This window comes from Tsukamurella conjunctivitidis, assembly GCF_007858475.1.
GTDB classification, from domain to species: domain Bacteria; phylum Actinomycetota; class Actinomycetes; order Mycobacteriales; family Mycobacteriaceae; genus Tsukamurella; species Tsukamurella conjunctivitidis.
In genome coordinates this window covers 236,398-255,282 of sequence record NZ_VIGX01000002.1, presented here as the reverse complement: position 1 = coordinate 255,282, position 18,885 = coordinate 236,398, and the positions used below count along the sequence as shown (strand labels likewise).

The following is an 18,885-nucleotide window of genomic DNA, read 5'->3' as shown; positions in this document are numbered from 1 at the left end:
CAGGGCGTCCCGGCGACTTACTCGACGGTGATGCCCATCGAGCGAGCAGTGCCGGCGATGATCTTCGCGGCCTGGTCGACGTCGTTCGCGTTCAGGTCTTCCTTCTTGGTCTCGGCGATCTCGCGCACCTGATCCCAGGTCACCTTGGCGACCTTGTTCTTGTGCGGCTCTCCCGAGCCCTTCTGCACGCCGGCTGCCTTGAGCAGCAGCTTGGCGGCCGGAGGAGTCTTCAGCTTGAAGTCGAAAGAACGGTCCTCGTAGACCGTGATCTCGACGGGGATGACGTTGCCACGCTGCGACTCGGTCGCGGCGTTGTACGCCTTGCAGAACTCCATGATGTTGACGCCGTGCTGACCAAGCGCGGGACCCACGGGCGGAGCAGGGTTGGCCTGCCCGGCCTGGATCTGCAGCTTGATGAGCCCGGCGACCTTCTTCTTCTTCGGGGGCATCCTCAGTTTCCTTTTTCTTCACCCCGCGCCCTTGCACCGGCGCGGGAAGCATGGGTGTCTCGCTAGGAGATCTTCTCGACCTGGTTGAAGGCGAGCTCGACGGGCGTCTCACGGCCGAAGATCGACACCAGCACCTTGAGCTTGCGCTGCTCGGCGTTGATCTCGCTGATGGACGCGGGCAGGGTGGCGAACGGGCCGTCCATGACGGTGACCGACTCGCCGACCTCGAAGTCGACCTCGACCGCGGGGCCCTGCGAGACCGACGCACCGGATGCGGCGGCGGCACCGTCGGCCGCGGCGCCCTTGTCCTTGGCAGGCTTGGTCCGCGCGCTCTCGGGGAGCAGGAACTTCACGACCTCGTTCATCGTGAGCGGCGACGGCTTGCTGGTCAGGCCGACGAAGCCGGTGACGCCGGGGGTGTTGCGCACCGCGCCCCAGGACTCGTCGTTGAGGTCCATACGCACCAGGATGTAGCCCGGCAGCACCTTGCGGTTGACCCGCTTCTGCTGGCCGTTCTTGATCTCGGTGACCTCTTCGGTGGGGACCTCCACCTGGAAGATGTAGTCGCCGACGTCGAGGTTCTGGACACGGGTCTCGAGGTTGGCCTTGACCTTGTTCTCGTAGCCCGCGTAGGTGTGGATGACGTACCAGTCGCCGGGAGCGGTGCGCAGCTGCGCCTTGAGCTCCTCGACGGGGTCGATCTCCTCGGGCTCCTCCTCGGCGACGATCTCGGCGCCGTCGCCGGGCTCGTCCGCGCCGAGGACGCTCTCCTCGACCTCGATCAGGGCTTCGTCCTCGGCCGACACCTCGGTCGCCGCGGCAGCGTCATCGACCTGCACGTCCGCCTGGACGTCCAGCTCTGCCTCGTTGTGCTCCGGGGTGCTCACAGCGCCGAAGTTCCTTCCGTCTCGTCTACTCGTGTCGTCCGGCTACTTGCCGAACGCCCACAACATCAGCTTCGCGAAGCCGAGGTCGAGGAGGCTGATCAGCGCGGTGAGGACCACCACGAAGACCAGCACGATGATCGTGTAGTTGATCATCTGGCTCCGGGTCGGCCAGATGACCTTCCGCAGCTCCGCGACGACCTGGCGGATGAACAACCAGATGGCGGCGAACGGGTTGCGCGAGCGCTTCGCGTCCGCGGACTTCTTCGCGGCACCGGCTTCGACCGCCGTACCGGGCTCCGGGGCCTCGGCCAGCGCGGTGCGGCCACGACGGCCGCTGGAGCGCTTACCGGACGGGCGGGCCTGCTGGGCGTCTTCGGCGGCGCTGTCGCCGGCGGTCTCGCCGGTGGTCGCGTCGTCCTTCTCGTCGCTCACGCACTTCCCTCCGCTGGATCTTCCAGCGGGCGTCGGCCCGCCGATTTCGACAGCCGGGCCGGGGCCCGCGCTATGCAGGGGCGACAGGACTCGAACCTGCGACCTGCGGTTTTGGAGACCGCTGCTCTACCAACTGAGCTACACCCCTTTGCGGGACCTCGCGGCCCTGCACCCGCACCCTTCGATGGGCGCGCTTTCGCACGCCCGCCGTTTGGTGCGGACAGTTCAGTGTACGGCACATCGGTGCCGCACCTCAAAACGCACCGGTCATGCGGCCCGACGGACCGCGGACCGTCAGGCGAACTGGACGGTGGCGACCGGCTTGCCGAAGATCTTGCGCTCGCCCTGCTTGACCGTCAGGAAGACGACACCCGTCTTGGTCTCCTCGTCGAGCGACTTGATCTTGCCTGAGTACAGGAGCTCCGCCTTCTGATCGGCCGGAACGAAGACCGGCGCGGTGAAGCGCACGCTGTACTCCTTGAGCGCGCCCGGATCACCCAGCCACTCGGTGATGTAGTTCGAGCCCAGGCTCATCGTGAGCATGCCCTGCGCGACGACGTCCTCCATGCCGGCGAGCTTCACGATGTGATCGGACCAGTGGATGGGGTTCGGGTCGCCCGTCACGCCGGCGTAGTTCACCAGGTCGCCGCGGGTCAGCTCGAAGGTGCGCTCCGGGAGCTCCTCGCCCACCGTCACGTCCGCGAAGTTACGAAGCGCCATACATCATCACCTTTTCCATAGCGCCGACGAACGCGGCGTCCTCGTCCTCGCCCGACCGGCCGGCCAGGGTGGTCCAGGACGTGACGAGGTGGTTGCCGTCCTGGTCGGAGATCTCGTTGCGGGTCACGATCAGGTCGGCGCCCGCAGCCTGCCGGAACGCGTCGAAGTGCACGTGCGTCGTGAGCGTCATCCCGGCGACGATCGGCGCGTGGAACTTGACCTCCTGCGCCGACTGCACGACGGGACGGCGGCCGTAGCCGACGATCGCGTTCTCGAACAGCGGGCGGTGAGCGATGATCCCGATCAGGGAGAACATGATCGGGGGCGCCACGATGTCGGCGTACCCGGCCGCGCGCGCGGCCTCCACGTCGTGATGCACCGGATCGGTCAGCTGGGAGGCGTTCGCGAACTCGCGGACCTTCTCGCGGCTGACGTAGTACTTCTGGTCGTACTCGTAGTTGTAGCCGACCGCAGCGCGCGTGCGCTCCGCGACTTCTTCGGGGCTGAGCTGCTCGGTGACCGGTCCACCCGGCACATCGATGTCCTTGCTCACGTGTCGAACCTACCTATCGTGAATGGGCTGAAGGGCAGTATGCCAAAAGGGAGGGCATCCTCCTCGGATGCCCTCCCCTTCGTCGACGTCTACGTCAGCGCGACTCTCGGTGCGCCTGGTGCGATCCGCAGTTCGGGCAGAACTTCTTCAGCTCGAGGCGATCGGGATCGTTGCGACGGTTCTTCTTGGTGATGTAGTTGCGGTGCTTGCACACCTCGCACGCCAAGGTGATCTTGGGGCGGACATCTGTCGATGAAGCCACGACGGTCCCTCTTTCGCAAATCTCTTGTCAGTTGTAGCGGTGGGGGGGCTCGATCCCCCGACCTCACGATTATGAGTCGTGCGCTCTAACCAGCTGAGCTACACCGCCCTGAGCTATCAGCACATTGCACTGGTCTAGCGAGCCCCCTGACGGAATCGAACCGTCGACCTTTTCCTTACCATGGAAACGCTCTGCCGACTGAGCTAAGGGGGCGTGTCCTCAGGGCACCGTCTCCGGCGCTCCAAGAGCCTCAACGAGATTACACACCGCGGCGGACATCATCCAAATCCGCAGGTCAACTCGCTAATCGCTGCGACCCCCGGTGATGAACACCGGGGGCCGCAGCAGGTGGCACGTGTAGGATTCGAACCTACGTAGGCATAGCCGACGGATTTACAGTCCGCTCCCATTGGCCGCTCGGGCAACGTGCCTTTGCCGCCCGTGAAGGCAGCGGACGATAGACTACAACGCCCCCGTGGGGGGCGCGCAAACCCGCAGGTCAACTGATTAGGAGTCCAGCCGAGATGGCCGATTCGTCGTTCGATGTCGTGAGCAAGATCGATCGCCAGGAGGTCGCGAACGCCCTCAACCAGGCGTCGAAGGAACTCAGCCAGCGGTACGACTTCCGCGGCACCAACACCACCGTCGAGGCCTCGGGCGAGGACAAGATCGTCATCACCTCCGACGCCGAGGAGCGCGCCAAGGCCGGCCTCGAGGTGTTCCAGGAGAAGCTGATCAAGCGCGGCCTCTCGCTCAAGGCCTTCGACGCCGGTGACCCCGTCGCCTCCGGCAAGACGTACAAGATCACCGGCACGCTCGTCGAGGGCATCACCTCCGAGAACGCCAAGAAGATCAGCAAGCTCATCCGCGACGAGGGCCCCAAGTCCGTCAAGGCCCAGATCCAGGGCGAGGAGCTGCGCGTCTCCAGCAAGTCGCGCGACGACCTGCAGGCCGTCCAGTCGCTGCTCAAGGGCGCCGACCTCGACATCGCGGTGCAGTTCGTCAACTACCGCTAGCTCTTCCTGCCCGACGGTGCGCCTCGGCCGAGGGTGCGGGCGCAGCTGTGGGTTTCCTCACGGAGGAGGGGTGCGGCGGATTTCGTCACGCCCGGATGAGGTGCGATGCGGCGTCGTCCCCCGCGCCGCGGCTCGTCCCCCGCGCCGCGCCGCACCCGACGGCGGACCGTCGGGCTACGCGGTGAGCGCGTCCAGGCGCTCGACGCGGCTGTCGACGGGCGGCTGGGTGCGGAAGATCCGTCCCAGCCGGTCACTGTCGCGGAAGGGGCAGACCAGCATGGTGTTGGCGTGCACGGCGATCTCGGGTTCGGGAGGCAGGGGCGCGCGGGCGGCACCGTCGGACACCTTCCGGAGGGCGCCGACCAGGGTGGACGGCGCGCCGGTGAGCAGGGCCGCGGCGTGGTCGGCGCGGTAGTCGACGGTCCGCGAGACGCCGAGGCGGATCAGGGCGCCGGCGATGGGCGCGAGTACCGACAGCATCGCGTCGACGACCCGGCTGCGTCGCGCGCCGCCGTCACCGAAGCCGAGCAGATAGCCGAAGCCCGCGAAACCGCAGATCACCGCTCCGAGAGCCCCGGCGACGGAGGCGGTCAGCGTGTCCCGGGAGCCGATCCGCGCGAGTTGGTGCGCCAGGACCGCCCGCAGCTCGTCCTCCGAGAGCAGCTCGAGCAGGCCGATCGTCACGCATACCGCGGCATGGGTCGGCCCGTGACCGGTGGCGAAGGCGGTGGGCGCGCCGGTCGGCGAGACGTAGATCGCGGGCATCGGCAGCCGTGCGGACGTCGACAGCTCGCGGACCAGCCGGAACAACGCGGGTTGCTGCAGCTCGGAGACGCTGCGCGCGTGCATCGCGCGCAGCGGCAGCTGCGGACCGCTCACGTACAGGTAGGCGCAGACGCCCGCGGCGAGCACGATCGAGAGCACGAAGGCCGTCTGGCCGAAGACCGCGCCGGTGGCCATCACGAAACCTGCGACCAGCGCCAGCAGCAGCGCGGTGCGGATCTGGTTGCCGGTCCGACTCCTCCGGCCCTGCACGGAAGGCGACCTCAGCCCAGGCGGGCGACCGTGAAGGTGACCAGGGACTCGAGCGAGGCGCGGGGCTCCGACTCGGGCAGCTCCGCCAGTTCGGTACGGGCCTCGTCGGCGTAGCGGGCGAGCACGGCCTGCGCCTCCTTCATCCCGGCCGAGCGGCCCAGCAGCTCGATGGCCTCGTCGACCAGCGCATCGTCGGTGACGGGGCCGACGAGGATCTCCCGCAGCCGATCGGCCTCCGGGCCCTCGTCGCGCAGGGCGTACAGGACGGGCAGGGTGAAGACGCCCTCACGCAGGTCGGTGCCCGGTGTCTTACCGGAGTCCTGCGCGATCGAGCTGATGTCGATGATGTCGTCGCTGATCTGGAAGGCCATGCCGATCGCGGCGCCGATGCGGTACATCCGCTGCGCCGTCTCCTCGGTGGCGCCGCCGTGCAGCGCGCCCAGCAGGCCGCAGGTGGCGATCAGGCTGCCGGTCTTGCCCCAGATCGTGTCGAGGTAGTGCTGCACCGGATCGCCCTCGCCGGCGCCTTTGAGCTCGAGCATCTGGCCCGTGACCAGCTCGCCGAAGCACGTCGCGATCACGCCGACGGCCCGCGGCCCCAGGTCGGCGCCGTAGCCCGATGCCTTCGCGAACAGGTAGTCGCCCGCCAGGATCGCGATCGAGTTGCCCCACCGCGCGTTCGCCGACGGTGCGCCGCGGCGGGTGTCCGCCTCGTCCATCACGTCGTCGTGGTAGAGGGTCGCGAGGTGGGTCAGCTCCATCGCCGCGGCGGCCGTGATCACCTGATCGGACGGGGTGCCGCCGATGCGGCCGGAGAGGACCGTGAACATGGGGCGGAAGCGCTTGCCGCCCGCCTTGAAGAGGTGCAGGGCCTCCTCGATCACGCACCCGTCGGCCTCGGCGATGCCGTCGGCGATGACCTGCTCGACGCGGGCGAGGTCCGCGCGGATCCCCGCCGCGAACTCGTCGGATCCCAGCGAGACCCCGGCTACCGTCTTCTCCACGTGTTCAGCCTAGCGGGCGGGTTGCGGTGTGCAGCGCGACGATGCCGCCGGTCAGGTTCGTCCAGGCCACGTCGCCCCAGCCCGCCTCACGGAGGAGGTCCGCGAGCTCGGGCTGCGCGGGCCAGTTCCGGATCGACTCGGCGAGGTACTCGTACGCCTCCGGGTTCGACGAGCCCTTCGCCACCAGTTGGATCGCCTCGAGCGCGACCTTCTCGTACAGCGCGCGGAAGGCGCCGTTGGTCGGGGTGGAGAATTCGCACACCACGAGCCGGCCGCCGGGCCGCACCACGCGCGCCATCTCCCGCAGCCCCGCGACGGTGTCCTGCACGTTGCGCAGGCCGAAGGAGATCGTGGCGGCGTCGAAGGAATCGTCGGCCAGCGGCAGCGCCATCGCGTCGCCCGCGACCATCGGCACCCGGCGGAAGGCGCCGGCCTGCAGCATCCCCGTCGAGAAGTCGCAGGCGGCGACCCACGCGCCGGAGCGGGCCAGGTCGACGGTCGAGACGCCGGTGCCGGCGGCCAGGTCGAGCACGCGGTCCCCCGGCGTCAACGCGAGCGCACGGCGGGTGCGAGCGCGCCAGTACCGATCCAGCCCGCCCGTCATGAGCGTGTTGGTCCGGTCGTACCGGCGCGCGACACCGTCGAACATCGACGCGACGTCGCCCGGTTTCTTGTCGAGGGAGGCCCTTGCCATGACCCGAAAGCTACACGAAAGCTCAGACGGCCCGTCCCACGAAGACGCCGGGAGGCCCGGCGATCACGTCGGCGTAGTGTCCGAACAGCTGGTCGCACAGGGCGGGCCAGGTGCGGGCCAGCACCGACTTGCGGGCGGCCTCCCCGAAGCGGGCGCGCAGCGCCGGATCGGCGAGGGTGTCGATGACGCCGGGGAGCAGATCGGCGAACTCGGCGGTCGGCAGCAGGTAGCCGTTGCGGCAGTGCGCGACGAGATCGCGCGGCCCGCCCTGATCGGGCGCGATCGACGGGACGCCCGACGCGAGCGCCTCCTGCACCGCCTGGCAGAAGGTCTCGTGCTCACCGGCGTGTACGAAGACGTCGAGCGAGGCGTAGGCGGCGCCGAGCTCGGAACCACCGAGCTGCCCGGTGAACACCGCGCCGGGCAGGAGCGACTCGAGCCGGGCCCGCTCCGGACCGTCGCCGACGATGACGAGCTGCACGTCGTCGCGGTGCGCGAGTCCGGCGAGCCGCTCGACGTGCTTCTCCGCGGCGAGCCGGCCGACGAAGCCGACCACGAGCCGGTCGGGACGCTCCCCCAGCCACTGCGCGCGCAGCGCGGCGGACCGGTGCGACGGGGCGAAGCGCTCGGCGTCGACGCCGCGGGCCCAGGTCTTCACGCGCGGGATGCGGTGCGCCTCGAGGTCGGCGACGGAGGCGCTCGACGGCGCCAGCGTCAGGTCGCACTGCTTGTGCATCCGCCGCGTCCACCACCAGGCGGCGCGCTCGAGCGGGCCGAGGCCGTAGGAGCCGGCGAACCCGGCGACGTCGGTCTGGAAGATCGCGACCACGGGGATGCCGAGGCGCTTGGCCGCGGCGAGTCCGCCCGCGCCCAGGAAGTAGGGCGAGGCCAGGTGCACCACGTCGGGCCGGAACTCGCGCAGCACGTCGACCATCAGCATGTTCGGCTGCCCGATCGGCAGCGACGAGATCTTCGGCAGCATCCGCGCGGGCACCCGATGGACCGGGAAACCGAGGTGCTCGGCGGGCGCCGGCGCCTCCCCCGCGACCGCGTCCGGGGCGATGACGATCGCCTCCGCTCCCGTGCGGCGGCAGTGCTCGAGCACCCGGAGGACCGAGTTGGTGACCCCGTTGACGTTCGGCAGGAAGGACTCGGCCACGATCGCGATACGCACGGGGCAAGTGTGAACCGGGGCGGTGACCGTGAGGTTCCCTACGGGTCGACGGTGCGCGGAACGTCAGGTGAACTCTCACCCCGGTGGTAGCCGAGGGCGATGAGCACCATGATCGCCCCCACCACCAGCCACGTCCCCGCGGCGACCGACGCCGCGGGGAGCACCGCGACGGTCGCGGACCGTCCGGCCACGCGGACGAGCTCGGGGTCCGACCGGCTGTACTCGACCTGGATGCGGTCGCCGACGTTCAGCTCGCTGGGGTAGAGAACGCCGAGCGGCGGATTGTGGTTGACGCCGTCGGTCGTGTAGAAGCTGATCGTCGAGCGGCGGGGCCCGGCGGAGAGCACCTCCGCGGTCGCGGTGCCGCGGTCGGCGTCGATGGTGCGGTCGTCGCGCACGGCGGCCGCGACGAGCACCACGCACAGCCCCGTGATGAGGATCGCCGTGCACAGCAGCACGATCTGCACGCGGCGCAGCGCGGTCCGGCTCATGCGCCCTCCCCCGAGGCCGCCGCGCTGATCCGCGCCCGAATCCCCGCGTGCAGCGCGCGCAGGCCGGTGCGCTCGGTGCGCACCTCCACCACCCGCAGGCCGTCGGCGCGGGTCGCCTCCGCGAGGTCGGCCAGGCCGGCGCGCACGTACTCGACGCCGTAGGCCGCGCACAGGGAGGCGATGTCGGTGCCGTGGGGCGTGCCGAAGACGCGGGCGGCGGCACCGTCGTACTCCGCCCCGGAGTACCGCTCCTCGCCCTGCTCGAGCAGGTTGAAGATGCCGCCCCCGTTGTCGTTGGCGACGACGATCGTGAGGTTCGCCGGCCGCGGCTCGTCGGGGCCGATGAGCAGGCCGGAGGCGTCGTGCACGAAGGTCAGGTCGCCCATCAGCGCGACGGTCCGCCGCTCCGGGAAGGCGAGGGCGGCCCCGACGGCGGTACTGACGGTGCCGTCGATGCCCGCGACGCCGCGGTTGGACAGCACGCGCACGCCGTCCGGGACGTCGCCGGCGAGGGCGACGTCACGGACGGGGTTCGAGGCCCCCACCACCAGCTGGTCCCCGGTGCGCAGCGCCGCACACACCGCGCGGGCCACGTGCAGGCCGGTCACGGGCTCGGCGTCCAGTCCGTCGGCCACGGCGCCGCGCGCCGCGGCGTCCGCGTCCGCGCACCGGGCGAGCCAGGCACCGTCGGGCTCGCCCACCGGCAGCACGCGCGTGCCCGTCGCGGCGACGTTGCCGGAGACGTCAGGCCAGCGCGGGCCGGTCGTGACGGCGTAGACGGTCACCTCGGGGTCGGCCAGCAGGGCACTCACCTCGCGGTGCAGGGTCGGGCGCCCGCAGATGATGGCCTGCCGCGGCTTGAGCGCCGGGAGGGCCCACGGGTGCAGCGGGTTCTCCGGCTGCGGCGCGGTCGGCTCGGCCACCGTCGGCAGCCCGGCGAGTGCGGGGTTCTCCCCGGCGCCGTGCCCGGAGATCACGACGGTGTCGGGCGTCAGGTCGATCGGCAGCGGCACGTCGAGGGTGGCGACGGGCGCGACGGTCCACGGCCCGCCGTCGGGCCGGCCGTGGGCGAACTCGGGCGACGGGTCGTCGGGCACGAGCGGCTCGCGCAGCGGGATGTCGAACTGCACCGGGCCGGCGTTGCCGGTGCGGGCGCCGCGGGCGGCGGACAACGCGCGGCAGACGGCGCTGCGCCACTGGGAGTTGCGGTCGAGCCCCGGCTCGGCGAGCCCGAGGGAGAGGGAGGCGCGCACCTGGGTGCCGAAGATGCCGAACTGCTCGACGGTCTGGTTGGCGCCCGAGCCGAGCAACTCGTACGGCCGGTTCGCGCTCACCACCAGCAGCGGGACACGGGCGTAATTGGCCTCGTAGACGGCGGGCGCGAGGTTCGCGACGGCCGTGCCGGAGGTCATGATGATCGCCACCGGGCGGCGGGCCGCGGCCGCGAGGCCGACGGCGAGGAAGCCTGCGGTGCGCTCGTCGATGCGTACGTGCAGCCGCAGCTCGCCCCGCCGGTCGGCGGCGTGGGCGGCGAAGGCGAGCGGCGCGTTGCGCGAGCCGGGGCACAGCACCACGTCGCTGACGCCGCCGCGCACCAGCTCGTCCACGATCACGCGCGCCTGGAGCGTGGACGGGTTCGGCGGCTTCTGCATGCGGACCACCTTACGACCGCATCAGCCGTCGGCCAGCTTCGCCAGGACCGGACCGGCCAGCAGCAGCACCCCGCGTTCGAGGTCGGTGAGCCGTTCGGCCATGGCCGTCTCCAGCCAGGCGTTGCGCACGGCGCGGTCCTCCGCGATCACGGCGCGCCCCTCGGCGGTCAACTCCACGTACTGCCGACGACGGTCCGCCTCGTCCCGGCGGCGACGCACGAGGCCGGCGTCCGCGAGGGCGTTGAGCGCGGGCGTAAGGGTCTGCGCGCGGACGTGGTGCGCCTCGCCGAGCTCGGCGGGCGTGGCCGGGCCGCCGCGGTCGAGGCTGCCGAGGACGAGGTACTGGGTCTCGGTGAGCGGACCCGGGCGGCGGTGGGCGCGGATCTCCCGGCTCAGGGAGTGGACGCCGTAGCGGAGTTCGCTGACATCGGACATACCAAGAGTTTACTTCATACTTTCGCGCGTTTCGCGAGTTGCGTGACGTGTTCGACAAGCAGATACTTGTTGCTATGCGAAGCGAGTGGACCAGATGGACCGGCCTGGCCGTCGCCTCCTGCCTAGCCTCGGCCGCACTCACCGCCCTCGGCGTCCCCAGCGCTCCACTGTTCGCCGCCCTCGTCTGCGCGGTGATCGCCGCGCTGCTGGGCCGCGCGCCCGGCCCGATTCCCCGCCCGGCGCAGCTGGTCGCACAGGGCGTCCTCGGCGCGTACATCGGCACGCTCATGCAGGCGCACACCGTCGCGGCGCTGGGCTCGCGCTGGCCGGCGGCGCTGCTCGTCGGGTTCGCCACGTTGCTGCTGTCGGTGGGCGCGGGTGCGCTGCTGGGGAGGCACCGCGACACGGATTCGATCACCGGCTCGCTGGCCCTCGTCGCCGGAGGCGCGTCGGGGCTCGTCGCGATCGCGCGGGAACTCGGCGGCGATGAGAAGGTCGTCGCGGTCGTCCAGTACCTGCGCGTCGCCCTGGTCACCGTCTCCCTGCCGCTGGTCGCGGCGCTGTACCCGCACACGCCGGGCGTCTCCTCGGTCGCCTCCGGCCCGGCGCGGCAGTGGTGGTTCGACCTCGGTTTCACCGCGGTGTGCGTAGGCGGCGGCCTGGCCGTCGGGCTGGCCACGAGGCTGCCCGCCGGCGGCCTCCTCGGCCCGCTCGTCGCCTCCGCCGCACTGTCGCTCTCGGGTGTCGCCGCGGGCGCGACGGTGCCGTGGGTCCTGGTCGCCGGGGGTTACCTCGTCATCGGCTGGCAGGCGGGGGTCGGCTTCACGCGCGCGTCCCTGCGGTCGATGGCGCGGCTGCTGCCGTGGGCGATCCTGCTCATCGTCGGCGTCGGGGTCGGCTGCGCCGGGCTCGGTTTCGCCCTGTCCGCCATGACCGGCGTCTCGGCGCTCGACGGCTACCTCGCGACGACACCCGGCGGCATCTACGCGGTGCTCGCGGTGGCCGCGTCGTCCAATGTCGACATCACCTTCGTCGTCGCGGCGCAGCTCATCCGCGTCCTGCTGATGCTCTTCCTCGCCCCCGCCGCGGCCCGCGCCTTCCAGCGCTTCCGCGCCCGGCGCGAGGACGACGCCCGCGTGCCGACCGGCGTGTGACGCGGGCCATGCGCCTCCGCGCGAACACTGCTAACATCGCGGCATGACTGCGGGTACCAGGGAATTCGACATCATCGTCTTCGGCGCGACGGGCTTCGTCGGCGAGCTCACGGCGCGCCACCTCGCGAAGCACGCGCCCGACGGCGTGCGCATCGCCCTCGCCGGCCGCACCGAGGCCAAGCTGGAGAAGCTCCGCGCGAGCCTGGGCGAGAAGGCGACGGACTTCGGCATCGTCGTCGCCGACGTCGACAAGCCCTCCACCCTCGACGCGATGGTCGCCCGCACGACGGTCCTGTGCAGCACCGTCGGGCCCTACGCCCGGTACGGCGAGACGGTGGTGGGCGCGTGCGTCAACGCCGGCACGCACTACACCGACCTCACCGGCGAGGTGCTCTTCGCGCGCCGCTCCATCGACAAGTTCCACGAGCAGGCCGTCGCCAAAGGGACGAAGATCGTGCACTCCTGCGGTTTCGACTCCATCCCCTCCGACCTCGGCACGTTCCTCGTCTACGAGAAGGCCAAGGCCGACGGTGCCGGCACACTCGGCTCCACGACGCTGGTCATCCGCTCGATCCGCGGCGGAGCGAGCGGCGGCACCATCGCCTCCGCGATCGGCCTCGCCGATGAGGTGAGCGCCGACCGCGACGCCCGCCGCGTGGCCGGGCGCCCGCACTCGCTGAGCGTCGACCACAGCCGCGAGACCGACGCCCGGCCCGGCAGCGACCTGGGCACCGTGAGCGGTAAGGACGTCGACCCGTCGCTCTCCGGCACGCTCGCCCCGTTCTTCATGGCCAGCTACAACACCCGCGTCGTGCGCCGCTCGAACGGCCTGCTCGACTTCGCCTACGGGCCGACGTTCAGCTACCGCGAGACGATGGCCGTGCCCGGCCCGGGCATCGTCTCGGCGGTGGCGGCACGCGCCGTGCAGGGCGCCCTCGCCGTGGGCATGGCGGCGCTGGCGATCAAGCCCCTGCGCCCGGTCCTCGACCGCGTGCTCCCCTCGCCCGGCGAGGGGCCGAGCGAGGCCTCGCAGGCCAAGGGCTCGTTCATCGCGGACGTCTACACCCGCACCACCGGCGGCCGCCGGTACCGTTCGACCATCGGCGCGAAGCTCGACCCGGGGTACAGCGGCACCGCCGTCATGCTGGGCGAGTCGAGCCTGGCGCTCGCGCTCGACGGCGACGCCGCCCGCGGCGGCGCACCCCTGCCCGCGTACGCGGGCGTGCTCACCCCCGCTGTCGCGCTCGGCGATGTGCTCGCCGATCGCCTGCGCGCCCAGGACTTCACCGTCACCGTCGACGAGCTGCGCTAGCGCGCTCCTCGCGCTCGCGCGGCCGGCACGTCACGCGAGCGCGAGGAAGAGCTTCTCCAGCTTCTTCTGGTCCACGTTCTCGGGGCCCTCGGTGGCGATGCAGTGCTGCAGTCCCGTGGCGACGAGGGCGTACCCGCTGCGCCCCAGCGCCTTGTTCACGGCCGCCAGCTGGGTGAGCACGTCCTCGCACTCCTCCCCCTCCTCGAGCATCCGGATCACCGTCGCGAGGTGGCCGTGCGCGCGCTTGAGCCGGGTGACGACGGGCTTGGCAGCCTCGTCCGGGAGCCTCACGCGCGGACCCCGTCGAGCATCCGGCCGAGCCGCTCGCGCGCGTCGGCGGCGACGCCGGACAGCGCCGCGGTGCCGGTGAACTCGGGCATCACGTCCGGGTCCATCACCTCGACGAGCGCACCGTCGCCGTCGGCCGAGACCACCACGTTGCACGGCAGGAGCGCCGCGACGCGCGGGTCGAGGCCGAGGGCCTCGTGGGCCAACTGCGGGCGGCACGCGCCGAGGATCACGCGGGGCTCGACGTCCACGCCCAGCTTCGCCTTGAGCGTGGCCGTCAGATCGATCTCGGTCAGCACGCCGAAGCCGACGTCGGCGAGACCCGCGCGCACGCGCGCCACCGCCTCGTCGTAGGGCGCGTCGATCGTCGCACGCATCGTGAATTCCGCCATGCGCTCGTTCCTTTCGTCCGTCACCAGCGGTGTCCCGACCAGTATTACATAACCCCCAGGGGGGATGCTAGGTTCGGGTCGTTCGCATCCCCCTAGGGGGTTACTCCCGTCGAAGACCGGCTTCGCCCGCGACTGACCACCGATTCCCCACTCCAGAAGGGCCGTCATGACCCAGACCCCCACCGCCGACGGCGCCGCGACCCTGCGTGCGCTCCAGCCCCAGCACCGCGACCTGCGCCGCGCGATCCCGGACGTCTACGCCGGCTTCGGCGCGCTGAGCAGTGCCGCGTTCGCGGACGGCGCGCTCGACAGGAAGACCAAGGAGCTCATCGCCTTCGCCATCGGCGTTGTCGAGGGCTGCGACGGCTGCATCGCTTCGCACGGCCAGGCCGCGGCGCGTGCGGGGGCCACCGAGCAGGAGGCGGCGGAGGCCATCGGCGTCACTTTCCTCATGCACGGCGGACCCGCAACGATCCACGGCGCGCGGGCGTTCGAGACCTTCCGCGGTTTCGTCGCCGGCGCGAGCGCGTAAGGTCCGGCCCATGTGCAGTGCGATCACGTGCCGCGTGTGCGGCAAGACCACCTGGACCGGCTGCGGCTCCCACGTCGACGCGGTCCGCGCCACCGTCCGCCCCGAGGACTGGTGCGACGGGCACGCGGCCACGGGGGCGGCCTCCGAGCAGCCGGCCAAGCGCGGCTGGTTCCGCCGCTGACCTACGCCCGCTGGGCGTCGATCCGCGCGAAGGGCCGCAGCGCCTCCACCTCGTAGGCGAGTTCGAGCAGCGCCGCCTCGGTGCCCGCCGGACCGGCGAACTGGGCACCCATCGGGAGCCCGGCCTCGTCGCTCCCGCACGGCACGGAGATCGCCGGGCCGCCCGAGACGTTGTTGAGCGGCGTGATCCCCACCATCGCGATGGTCCGGGCCATGAACTCGTCGAAGGGCAGGGTCGGGTCGAGGTGGCCGATCCGCGGCGTCGTGCTCGTCATCGTGGGCGAGAGCATCGCGTCGACGCCCCGCTCGACGAACATCCGCTCGTAGTTCCCGGTCACCGCGCGCAGGCGCGCGATCGCCCCCGGGATCGACGGTGCGCCGCGCACGCCCGACCACAGCAGGCTGCGGGTCACGGGATCCAGTGCGCGGAAGGAGCTGCGCCCCTTGGCCTCGACGGCCGTGGTGGCCACCTCGAGCCCCGCGAGCAGACCCCAGTAGCGCAGGAAGTCGTCGACGAACCCGCCGTCGATGCGCAGGTCGGCCATCGTGAGCTCGACGATCTCGTGCCCCTGCCCGGCCAACTCGTCGGCGAGCGAACGGACGGGCGCGAGGCACTCGGCGGCGATGCCGAACTCGGTGACCGATTCGGTGACCAGCCCGATCCGGCGGCGCCGGCCGGGGCCGCGCACGTGCCCGACGGGCGGCAGCGCGGGATTGCGACGGTGCCGCTCCGCCGCCGCGAAGTACCGCGCGGTGTCGCGGACGGTGCGGGTGAGCACGCCCTCGCAGACCACGTTGACGGGCAGCACCTTCAGTGCGGGCAGCTCGGCGAGCCGGCCGCGGGTGCTCTTGAGCCCGACGAGGCCGTTCAGCGCCGCGGGGATGCGGATGGAGCCGCCGCCGTCGTTGCCGTGGGCGATCGGGAGGGCGCCGGAGGCCACCAGCGCCGCCGAGCCCGACGACGAGCCGCCGACGGTGTAGTCGGTGTTCCAGGGGTTGCGGGCCGGCGCGCGGTCGGCGAACTCCGCGCTCGCGGTCATCCCGAACTCGGGCATCACCGTCGAGACCAGCACGTTCACGCCGGTCGCGACGAACTGCTCCGCCACCGGACCGGACCGCTTCGCCGGGGTGTCCGGCAGGGCCGCCGAGCCCATCGTGGTGGGCAGGCCCGCGAAGGCGGTGTTCTCCTTGATCGCCGACGGGACGCCGTGGAACGCCGCGTCCGTCGCACCCTGCGCCCCCGCGCCGCCCTCGGGGAGCCACCAGCGCACCGCGCGGGTCGCGGGGTCGACGGTGCGGATCCGCTCGGCGGCGGCCGCCGCGGCCTCGGCGACGCCGAGCTCGCCGGCGGCGATCGCCTCGGCGACGCCGGTGGCGTCGAGGGTGCCGAGGGCGTCGTCGCGGAAGGCGTGGACGCGGGTCGAGGCGGCGGTGATCTCGGTGGTCATGGCAGCTCCTCCGGCGCGGACGCCGAGTCTGTACAAACTTACAGAGATCGACGATAGCCCGAGTCTGTAGGTTTGTACAGACTTCTCCCGCGGCCTACACTGCGGGGCGTGGAGGAGCGCAAACACCGGCGGAGCACCCTCGAACGAAGGCGTGCGCTCCTCGACGCGACGGTCGAGCAGGTCGGCGAATCCGGGTACGCCTCGGTCACCCACCGCGCCGTCACCGCCCGCGCGGGACTGCCCACGACCTCGATCGGCTACTTCTTCGCGTCCATCGACGACCTCACCCACGAGGCCATGCGCACCTTCGTCGCGGAGGAGTTCGAGCGCCTCGACGTGCTGTCGGCGTTCCTGGAGAACACCTCGGCGAGCCCCGACGAGGTGATCGCGGCCTTCGCCGCCTCCTCGGAAGCGCGGGGCAACGAATCCCTCGCGCTCCTCGAGGCCTATCTGCGCGCCGCCCGTGACCCCGCCTCGCGGGTGCTCGTGGAGGAGTACCTCCGGGCGGCGGACGCGGTGGCCCAGGGCGCGGCAGCGCTGGCCGGCGCCGCGATCGACCCCGCGACGGCCCGCGGCGTGGTCGCGCTGATCAACGGCTTCACCGTGCTGGACTCCGCACTCCCCGACGCCGCCGACATCGCCATCAAGAAACGGGCGCTGCGCACCATGCTGATCGGCGCCCTGTTCGAGCAGGGACACGAGGACGCCGCCCGCGCGCTGCGGGACCGGGCCGACTAATCGATCAACTGGGCGACGGCCCGAGGGAACCCTCGCGGTCACCCGCGGCGATGCGCGCCGCCATCCGCTCCTGCGCCTCGCGGATCCCCGTGGCGTAGGCCGGATCGATCGCGGAATCGAGCGCGAAGTCGAACTCCCGGCTGGTCTGCAGCCGGTCCGCCGCGTCGGTGAAACGTCCCTGGCGGCGGTAGCCCTCCGCGAGGTTGAGGTGCAGCGAGGGCATGAAGCCGGCCACGCTCAGTGACGGATGGATCGCTTGGAGCTCCGCGTCCGAGACGTGCGCCGACTCGGCCAGGGCGACCTCGTCCCACTCGACCTCGGCGTCCAGCTCCTCCTGCACGTCCGCGATGTAGTGCGCTGCGATGCACCGCGCCGCGTGATCCGCGGGCTCGATCCGCGCCCACGTGGCCTCGAGCTTCTGCTTGCGCTCCCCCGGCTCGCCCGTCATCGCCGCGCCGAGCTCGGTCATCAGGTTCTCCATGCCCCGCACCCTAGACGGGACCACCGACAGGTGCGCAGCCGCTTTCTCGATCGCGCATTCGCGACCGCCCAGCGCTCGGTAGTACTAGAAAGAAGAGGATGAGACGCATGACGCTGGCCGCACTCTCCGCGCTGATGATCGCGTTCGCCGCCGCGCCGCCCGTGCACGCCGCCGACGTGGAGGCCGCGATCGCCCGGGGAATGACCCTGGTGGGCACCGACACCTTCGGCGAGTACGGCTGCGAGGACTTCGTCGACTTCGCCTACGGGAAGACCACTGCGACCGGGATTCCCCGCGACCACGCCCGGTCCTTCTACGAGGCGCTGGAGGCGAAGGGGCTCGGCCATGCGAACCTCCCCGCGCCGCGCGGGGCCCTCGTCTTCACCCAGAGCGACTACGGCTACCACGTGGACATCTCGCTCGGTGGCGGGAAGTACCTCAGCGGCGCCGTCCAGGGACTCAAGCGGGGCTACGGCGACGGCAGCCAGATCCAGGTCATCGACGCCCCGAACCCCCGCCCGCACCGCCTCCTCGGCTGGGCCCACGCGCCCTGGAAGTAGCTACCGCGCCAGCAGCGCGTGGCACCGGCGCAGCCGGTCCAGCCACCAGTCCCGCCTCTCACCGAAGACCTCGACCGCGGCGAGCCGTTCCGCGGTCGGCGCGACGGTGCGCACCGCGAGCGCACCGTCGACGAGGGGGTGCTCGCCGAGGTCGGCGGTGAAGAAGCCCCCGGTCCCCAGCCCCGCGGCGTTGCCGTCCTCGATGCACGCCGCGGCGACGATGCCCGCGGAGAGTCCGACCGCGGTGTCCAGGGCGGAGGACACGGTGACCCGCACGCCCGCAGCGGCTCTCAGCGCGTCGGCGACGGCGAGCACCGCCCGCACGCCGCCGATCGGCGCGACCTTGACCACCGCGACGTCGGCGGCACCGAGCTCCGCGACGCGCATCGGATCGGTTGCGCGACGGATGGATTCGTCGGCGGCGATATCGCACGCGCCGTCCACGAGCCGGCGCACCTCGGCGAGCTCCTCCACGCTCGCGCAGGGCTGTTCGGCGTAGTCGAGCGGACCGTCGGCGACGAGCCGGGTGATCGCCTCGTGCGCCTGCGGCACCGTCCACCCGCCGTTGGCGTCGACGCGGATCGCACCGTCCGGCATGGCCTTCCGCACGGCCGCGACGCGGGCGAGGTCGTCCTCGAGGGTCTGCCCCTTCTCCGCGACCTTCACCTTCGCGGTGCGGCAGCCGGGGAACTGCGCGAGCACCGCGGACACGCCGTCGGCGGGGACGGCGGGCACCGTCGCGTTGACCTCGACCCGCGTCCGCAGCGGCGCGGGCAGGCCCTCGTAGGCGGCCTCGATGCCGGCGCGCAACCAGTGCGCGGCCTCGGCGTCGCCGTACTCGGGGAAGGGCCCGAACTCGCCCCACCCCGCCGGCCCCTCGAAGACCAGCGCCTCGCGGGTCGTGATCCCACGGAAGCGCACCCGCATGGGCAACTGCACCACGCGGGCCGCGGCCACCAGTTCGTCGACGTCCACCACGCCCCCAACAGTAGAGTC

General features: G+C 71.7%; 25 protein-coding genes and 4 tRNA genes. 7 read left to right on the top strand and 22 right to left on the bottom strand.

Going from position 1 to position 18,885, the window contains the following annotated elements:
- Positions 1 to 17: 17 nt before the first annotated feature.
- The 10 genes from rplK to FK530_RS05110 all read right to left on the bottom strand — a co-directional run bounded on the left by rplK (position 18) and on the right by FK530_RS05110 (position 3,734).
- Positions 18 to 449, bottom strand: coding sequence for a 50S ribosomal protein L11 (gene rplK / locus FK530_RS05155; RefSeq protein ID WP_068527852.1), 432 nt, complete (start codon positions 447 to 449; stop codon positions 18 to 20).
- Positions 450 to 511: 62 nt separating this feature from the next.
- Positions 512 to 1,336, bottom strand: a complete 825-nt coding sequence (nusG, locus tag FK530_RS05150) for a transcription termination/antitermination protein NusG (RefSeq protein ID WP_146485896.1) — start codon at positions 1,334 to 1,336, stop codon at positions 512 to 514.
- Between the two features lie 42 nt (positions 1,337 to 1,378).
- Complete coding sequence (gene secE / locus FK530_RS05145) at positions 1,379 to 1,768, bottom strand: preprotein translocase subunit SecE (RefSeq protein ID WP_146485895.1); 390 nt, start codon at positions 1,766 to 1,768, stop codon at positions 1,379 to 1,381.
- A 75-nt stretch (positions 1,769 to 1,843) separates the two neighbouring features.
- Positions 1,844 to 1,916: transfer RNA gene (locus FK530_RS05140), tRNA-Trp, on the bottom strand.
- Positions 1,917 to 2,062: 146 nt separating this feature from the next.
- The gene (gene hadB / locus FK530_RS05135) at positions 2,063 to 2,488 is read right to left on the bottom strand and encodes a (3R)-hydroxyacyl-ACP dehydratase subunit HadB (protein WP_068523951.1); all 426 of its coding nucleotides are present in this window, start codon (positions 2,486 to 2,488) and stop codon (positions 2,063 to 2,065) included.
- Positions 2,475 to 3,041: a (3R)-hydroxyacyl-ACP dehydratase subunit HadA gene (hadA, locus tag FK530_RS05130; protein ID WP_146485894.1), complete on the bottom strand. Its 567-nt coding sequence runs from the start codon at positions 3,039 to 3,041 to the stop codon at positions 2,475 to 2,477. The genes hadB and hadA overlap by 14 nt, the downstream gene beginning before the upstream one ends.
- Positions 3,042 to 3,135: 94 nt before the next feature.
- Positions 3,136 to 3,303 (bottom strand): 50S ribosomal protein L33, encoded by a 168-nt coding sequence (rpmG, locus tag FK530_RS05125; RefSeq protein ID WP_013125415.1) that lies wholly within the window; start codon positions 3,301 to 3,303, stop codon positions 3,136 to 3,138.
- 34 nt (positions 3,304 to 3,337) lie between these two features.
- A tRNA-Met gene (locus tag FK530_RS05120) sits at positions 3,338 to 3,411 on the bottom strand.
- 32 nt (positions 3,412 to 3,443) lie between these two features.
- Positions 3,444 to 3,516: transfer RNA gene (locus tag FK530_RS05115), tRNA-Thr, on the bottom strand.
- A 136-nt stretch (positions 3,517 to 3,652) separates the two neighbouring features.
- A tRNA-Tyr gene (locus tag FK530_RS05110) sits at positions 3,653 to 3,734 on the bottom strand.
- A 93-nt stretch (positions 3,735 to 3,827) separates the two neighbouring features.
- On the opposite strand from FK530_RS05110, the gene FK530_RS05105 reads away from it, so the two are divergent.
- Positions 3,828 to 4,319 carry a YajQ family cyclic di-GMP-binding protein gene (locus tag FK530_RS05105; RefSeq protein WP_146485893.1) on the top strand — a complete coding sequence of 164 codons (492 nt, stop codon included), beginning with the start codon at positions 3,828 to 3,830 and terminating at the stop codon, positions 4,317 to 4,319.
- Between the two features lie 174 nt (positions 4,320 to 4,493).
- Here FK530_RS05105 and FK530_RS05100 read toward each other — a convergent pair whose 3' ends face one another.
- Genes FK530_RS05100 through FK530_RS05070 form a run of 7 tightly spaced genes read right to left on the bottom strand, consistent with a single transcriptional unit; the run spans position 4,494 to position 10,804 of the window.
- A complete protein-coding gene (locus FK530_RS05100) occupies positions 4,494 to 5,354 on the bottom strand; it encodes a M48 family metalloprotease (RefSeq protein WP_231706503.1) in 861 nt (286 codons plus the stop codon).
- An 11-nt stretch (positions 5,355 to 5,365) separates the two neighbouring features.
- Positions 5,366 to 6,358 carry a polyprenyl synthetase family protein gene (locus FK530_RS05095; RefSeq protein WP_146485892.1) on the bottom strand — a complete coding sequence of 331 codons (993 nt, stop codon included), beginning with the start codon at positions 6,356 to 6,358 and terminating at the stop codon, positions 5,366 to 5,368.
- A 4-nt stretch (positions 6,359 to 6,362) separates the two neighbouring features.
- Positions 6,363 to 7,052 carry a demethylmenaquinone methyltransferase gene (locus tag FK530_RS05090; RefSeq protein WP_146485891.1) on the bottom strand — a complete coding sequence of 230 codons (690 nt, stop codon included), beginning with the start codon at positions 7,050 to 7,052 and terminating at the stop codon, positions 6,363 to 6,365.
- A gap of 22 nt (positions 7,053 to 7,074) precedes the next feature.
- On the bottom strand, positions 7,075 to 8,226 hold the full coding sequence (locus tag FK530_RS05085; protein ID WP_146485890.1) for a glycosyltransferase family 4 protein: 1,152 nt from the start codon (positions 8,224 to 8,226) through the stop codon (positions 7,075 to 7,077).
- A 38-nt stretch (positions 8,227 to 8,264) separates the two neighbouring features.
- Positions 8,265 to 8,717 carry a DUF3592 domain-containing protein gene (locus FK530_RS05080; RefSeq protein ID WP_146485889.1) on the bottom strand — a complete coding sequence of 151 codons (453 nt, stop codon included), beginning with the start codon at positions 8,715 to 8,717 and terminating at the stop codon, positions 8,265 to 8,267.
- Positions 8,714 to 10,369 carry a 2-succinyl-5-enolpyruvyl-6-hydroxy-3-cyclohexene-1-carboxylic-acid synthase gene (gene menD, locus FK530_RS05075; RefSeq protein ID WP_146485888.1) on the bottom strand — a complete coding sequence of 552 codons (1,656 nt, stop codon included), beginning with the start codon at positions 10,367 to 10,369 and terminating at the stop codon, positions 8,714 to 8,716. Before menD ends, FK530_RS05080 begins: the two co-directional genes overlap by 4 nt.
- A 21-nt stretch (positions 10,370 to 10,390) precedes the next feature.
- The gene (locus FK530_RS05070) at positions 10,391 to 10,804 is read right to left on the bottom strand and encodes a MarR family transcriptional regulator (RefSeq protein WP_146485887.1); all 414 of its coding nucleotides are present in this window, start codon (positions 10,802 to 10,804) and stop codon (positions 10,391 to 10,393) included.
- 74 nt (positions 10,805 to 10,878) lie between these two features.
- Here FK530_RS05070 and FK530_RS05065 point away from each other — a divergent pair, with 74 nt between their 5' ends.
- Positions 10,879 to 11,958 carry an AbrB family transcriptional regulator gene (locus FK530_RS05065; protein ID WP_146485886.1) on the top strand — a complete coding sequence of 360 codons (1,080 nt, stop codon included), beginning with the start codon at positions 10,879 to 10,881 and terminating at the stop codon, positions 11,956 to 11,958.
- A gap of 43 nt (positions 11,959 to 12,001) precedes the next feature.
- Entirely contained in the window at positions 12,002 to 13,270 is a 1,269-nt protein-coding gene (locus tag FK530_RS05060) for a saccharopine dehydrogenase family protein (protein WP_146485885.1), read from the top strand.
- A gap of 30 nt (positions 13,271 to 13,300) precedes the next feature.
- On the opposite strand, the gene FK530_RS05055 is transcribed toward FK530_RS05060, so the two are convergent.
- On the bottom strand, positions 13,301 to 13,561 hold the full coding sequence (locus FK530_RS05055; protein WP_146485884.1) for a metal-sensitive transcriptional regulator: 261 nt from the start codon (positions 13,559 to 13,561) through the stop codon (positions 13,301 to 13,303).
- Entirely contained in the window at positions 13,558 to 13,950 is a 393-nt protein-coding gene (locus FK530_RS05050) for a DUF302 domain-containing protein (protein WP_146485883.1), read from the bottom strand. The genes FK530_RS05055 and FK530_RS05050 overlap by 4 nt, the downstream gene beginning before the upstream one ends.
- Before the next feature lie 166 nt (positions 13,951 to 14,116).
- Between FK530_RS05050 and FK530_RS05045 the strand changes: the two genes are divergently transcribed.
- Together FK530_RS05045 and FK530_RS26260 are read left to right on the top strand one after the other, a co-directional pair.
- Positions 14,117 to 14,482 (top strand): carboxymuconolactone decarboxylase family protein, encoded by a 366-nt coding sequence (locus tag FK530_RS05045; protein ID WP_146485882.1) that lies wholly within the window; start codon positions 14,117 to 14,119, stop codon positions 14,480 to 14,482.
- A 10-nt stretch (positions 14,483 to 14,492) separates the two neighbouring features.
- Positions 14,493 to 14,663 (top strand): DUF8730 family Cys-rich protein, encoded by a 171-nt coding sequence (locus FK530_RS26260; protein ID WP_166443252.1) that lies wholly within the window; start codon positions 14,493 to 14,495, stop codon positions 14,661 to 14,663.
- 1 nt (position 14,664) lies between these two features.
- Here FK530_RS26260 and FK530_RS05040 read toward each other — a convergent pair whose 3' ends face one another.
- The gene (locus tag FK530_RS05040; RefSeq protein WP_146485881.1) at positions 14,665 to 16,110 is read right to left on the bottom strand and encodes an amidase; all 1,446 of its coding nucleotides are present in this window, start codon (positions 16,108 to 16,110) and stop codon (positions 14,665 to 14,667) included.
- A 108-nt stretch (positions 16,111 to 16,218) separates the two neighbouring features.
- On the opposite strand from FK530_RS05040, the gene FK530_RS05035 reads away from it, so the two are divergent.
- Positions 16,219 to 16,848, top strand: a complete 630-nt coding sequence (locus FK530_RS05035) for a TetR/AcrR family transcriptional regulator (protein WP_158645028.1) — start codon at positions 16,219 to 16,221, stop codon at positions 16,846 to 16,848.
- 4 nt (positions 16,849 to 16,852) lie between these two features.
- Here the strand turns inward: FK530_RS05035 and FK530_RS05030 are convergent, their stop codons facing one another.
- Positions 16,853 to 17,329, bottom strand: a complete 477-nt coding sequence (locus FK530_RS05030) for a hypothetical protein (protein WP_146485879.1) — start codon at positions 17,327 to 17,329, stop codon at positions 16,853 to 16,855.
- A gap of 107 nt (positions 17,330 to 17,436) precedes the next feature.
- Between FK530_RS05030 and FK530_RS05025 the strand changes: the two genes are divergently transcribed.
- Entirely contained in the window at positions 17,437 to 17,889 is a 453-nt protein-coding gene (locus tag FK530_RS05025; RefSeq protein WP_231706502.1) for a hypothetical protein, read from the top strand.
- Here the strand turns inward: FK530_RS05025 and FK530_RS05020 are convergent, their stop codons facing one another.
- Positions 17,890 to 18,867, bottom strand: coding sequence for an o-succinylbenzoate synthase (locus FK530_RS05020; RefSeq protein ID WP_146485877.1), 978 nt, complete (start codon positions 18,865 to 18,867; stop codon positions 17,890 to 17,892). It lies immediately after the preceding gene.
- Positions 18,868 to 18,885: the final 18 nt, after the last annotated feature.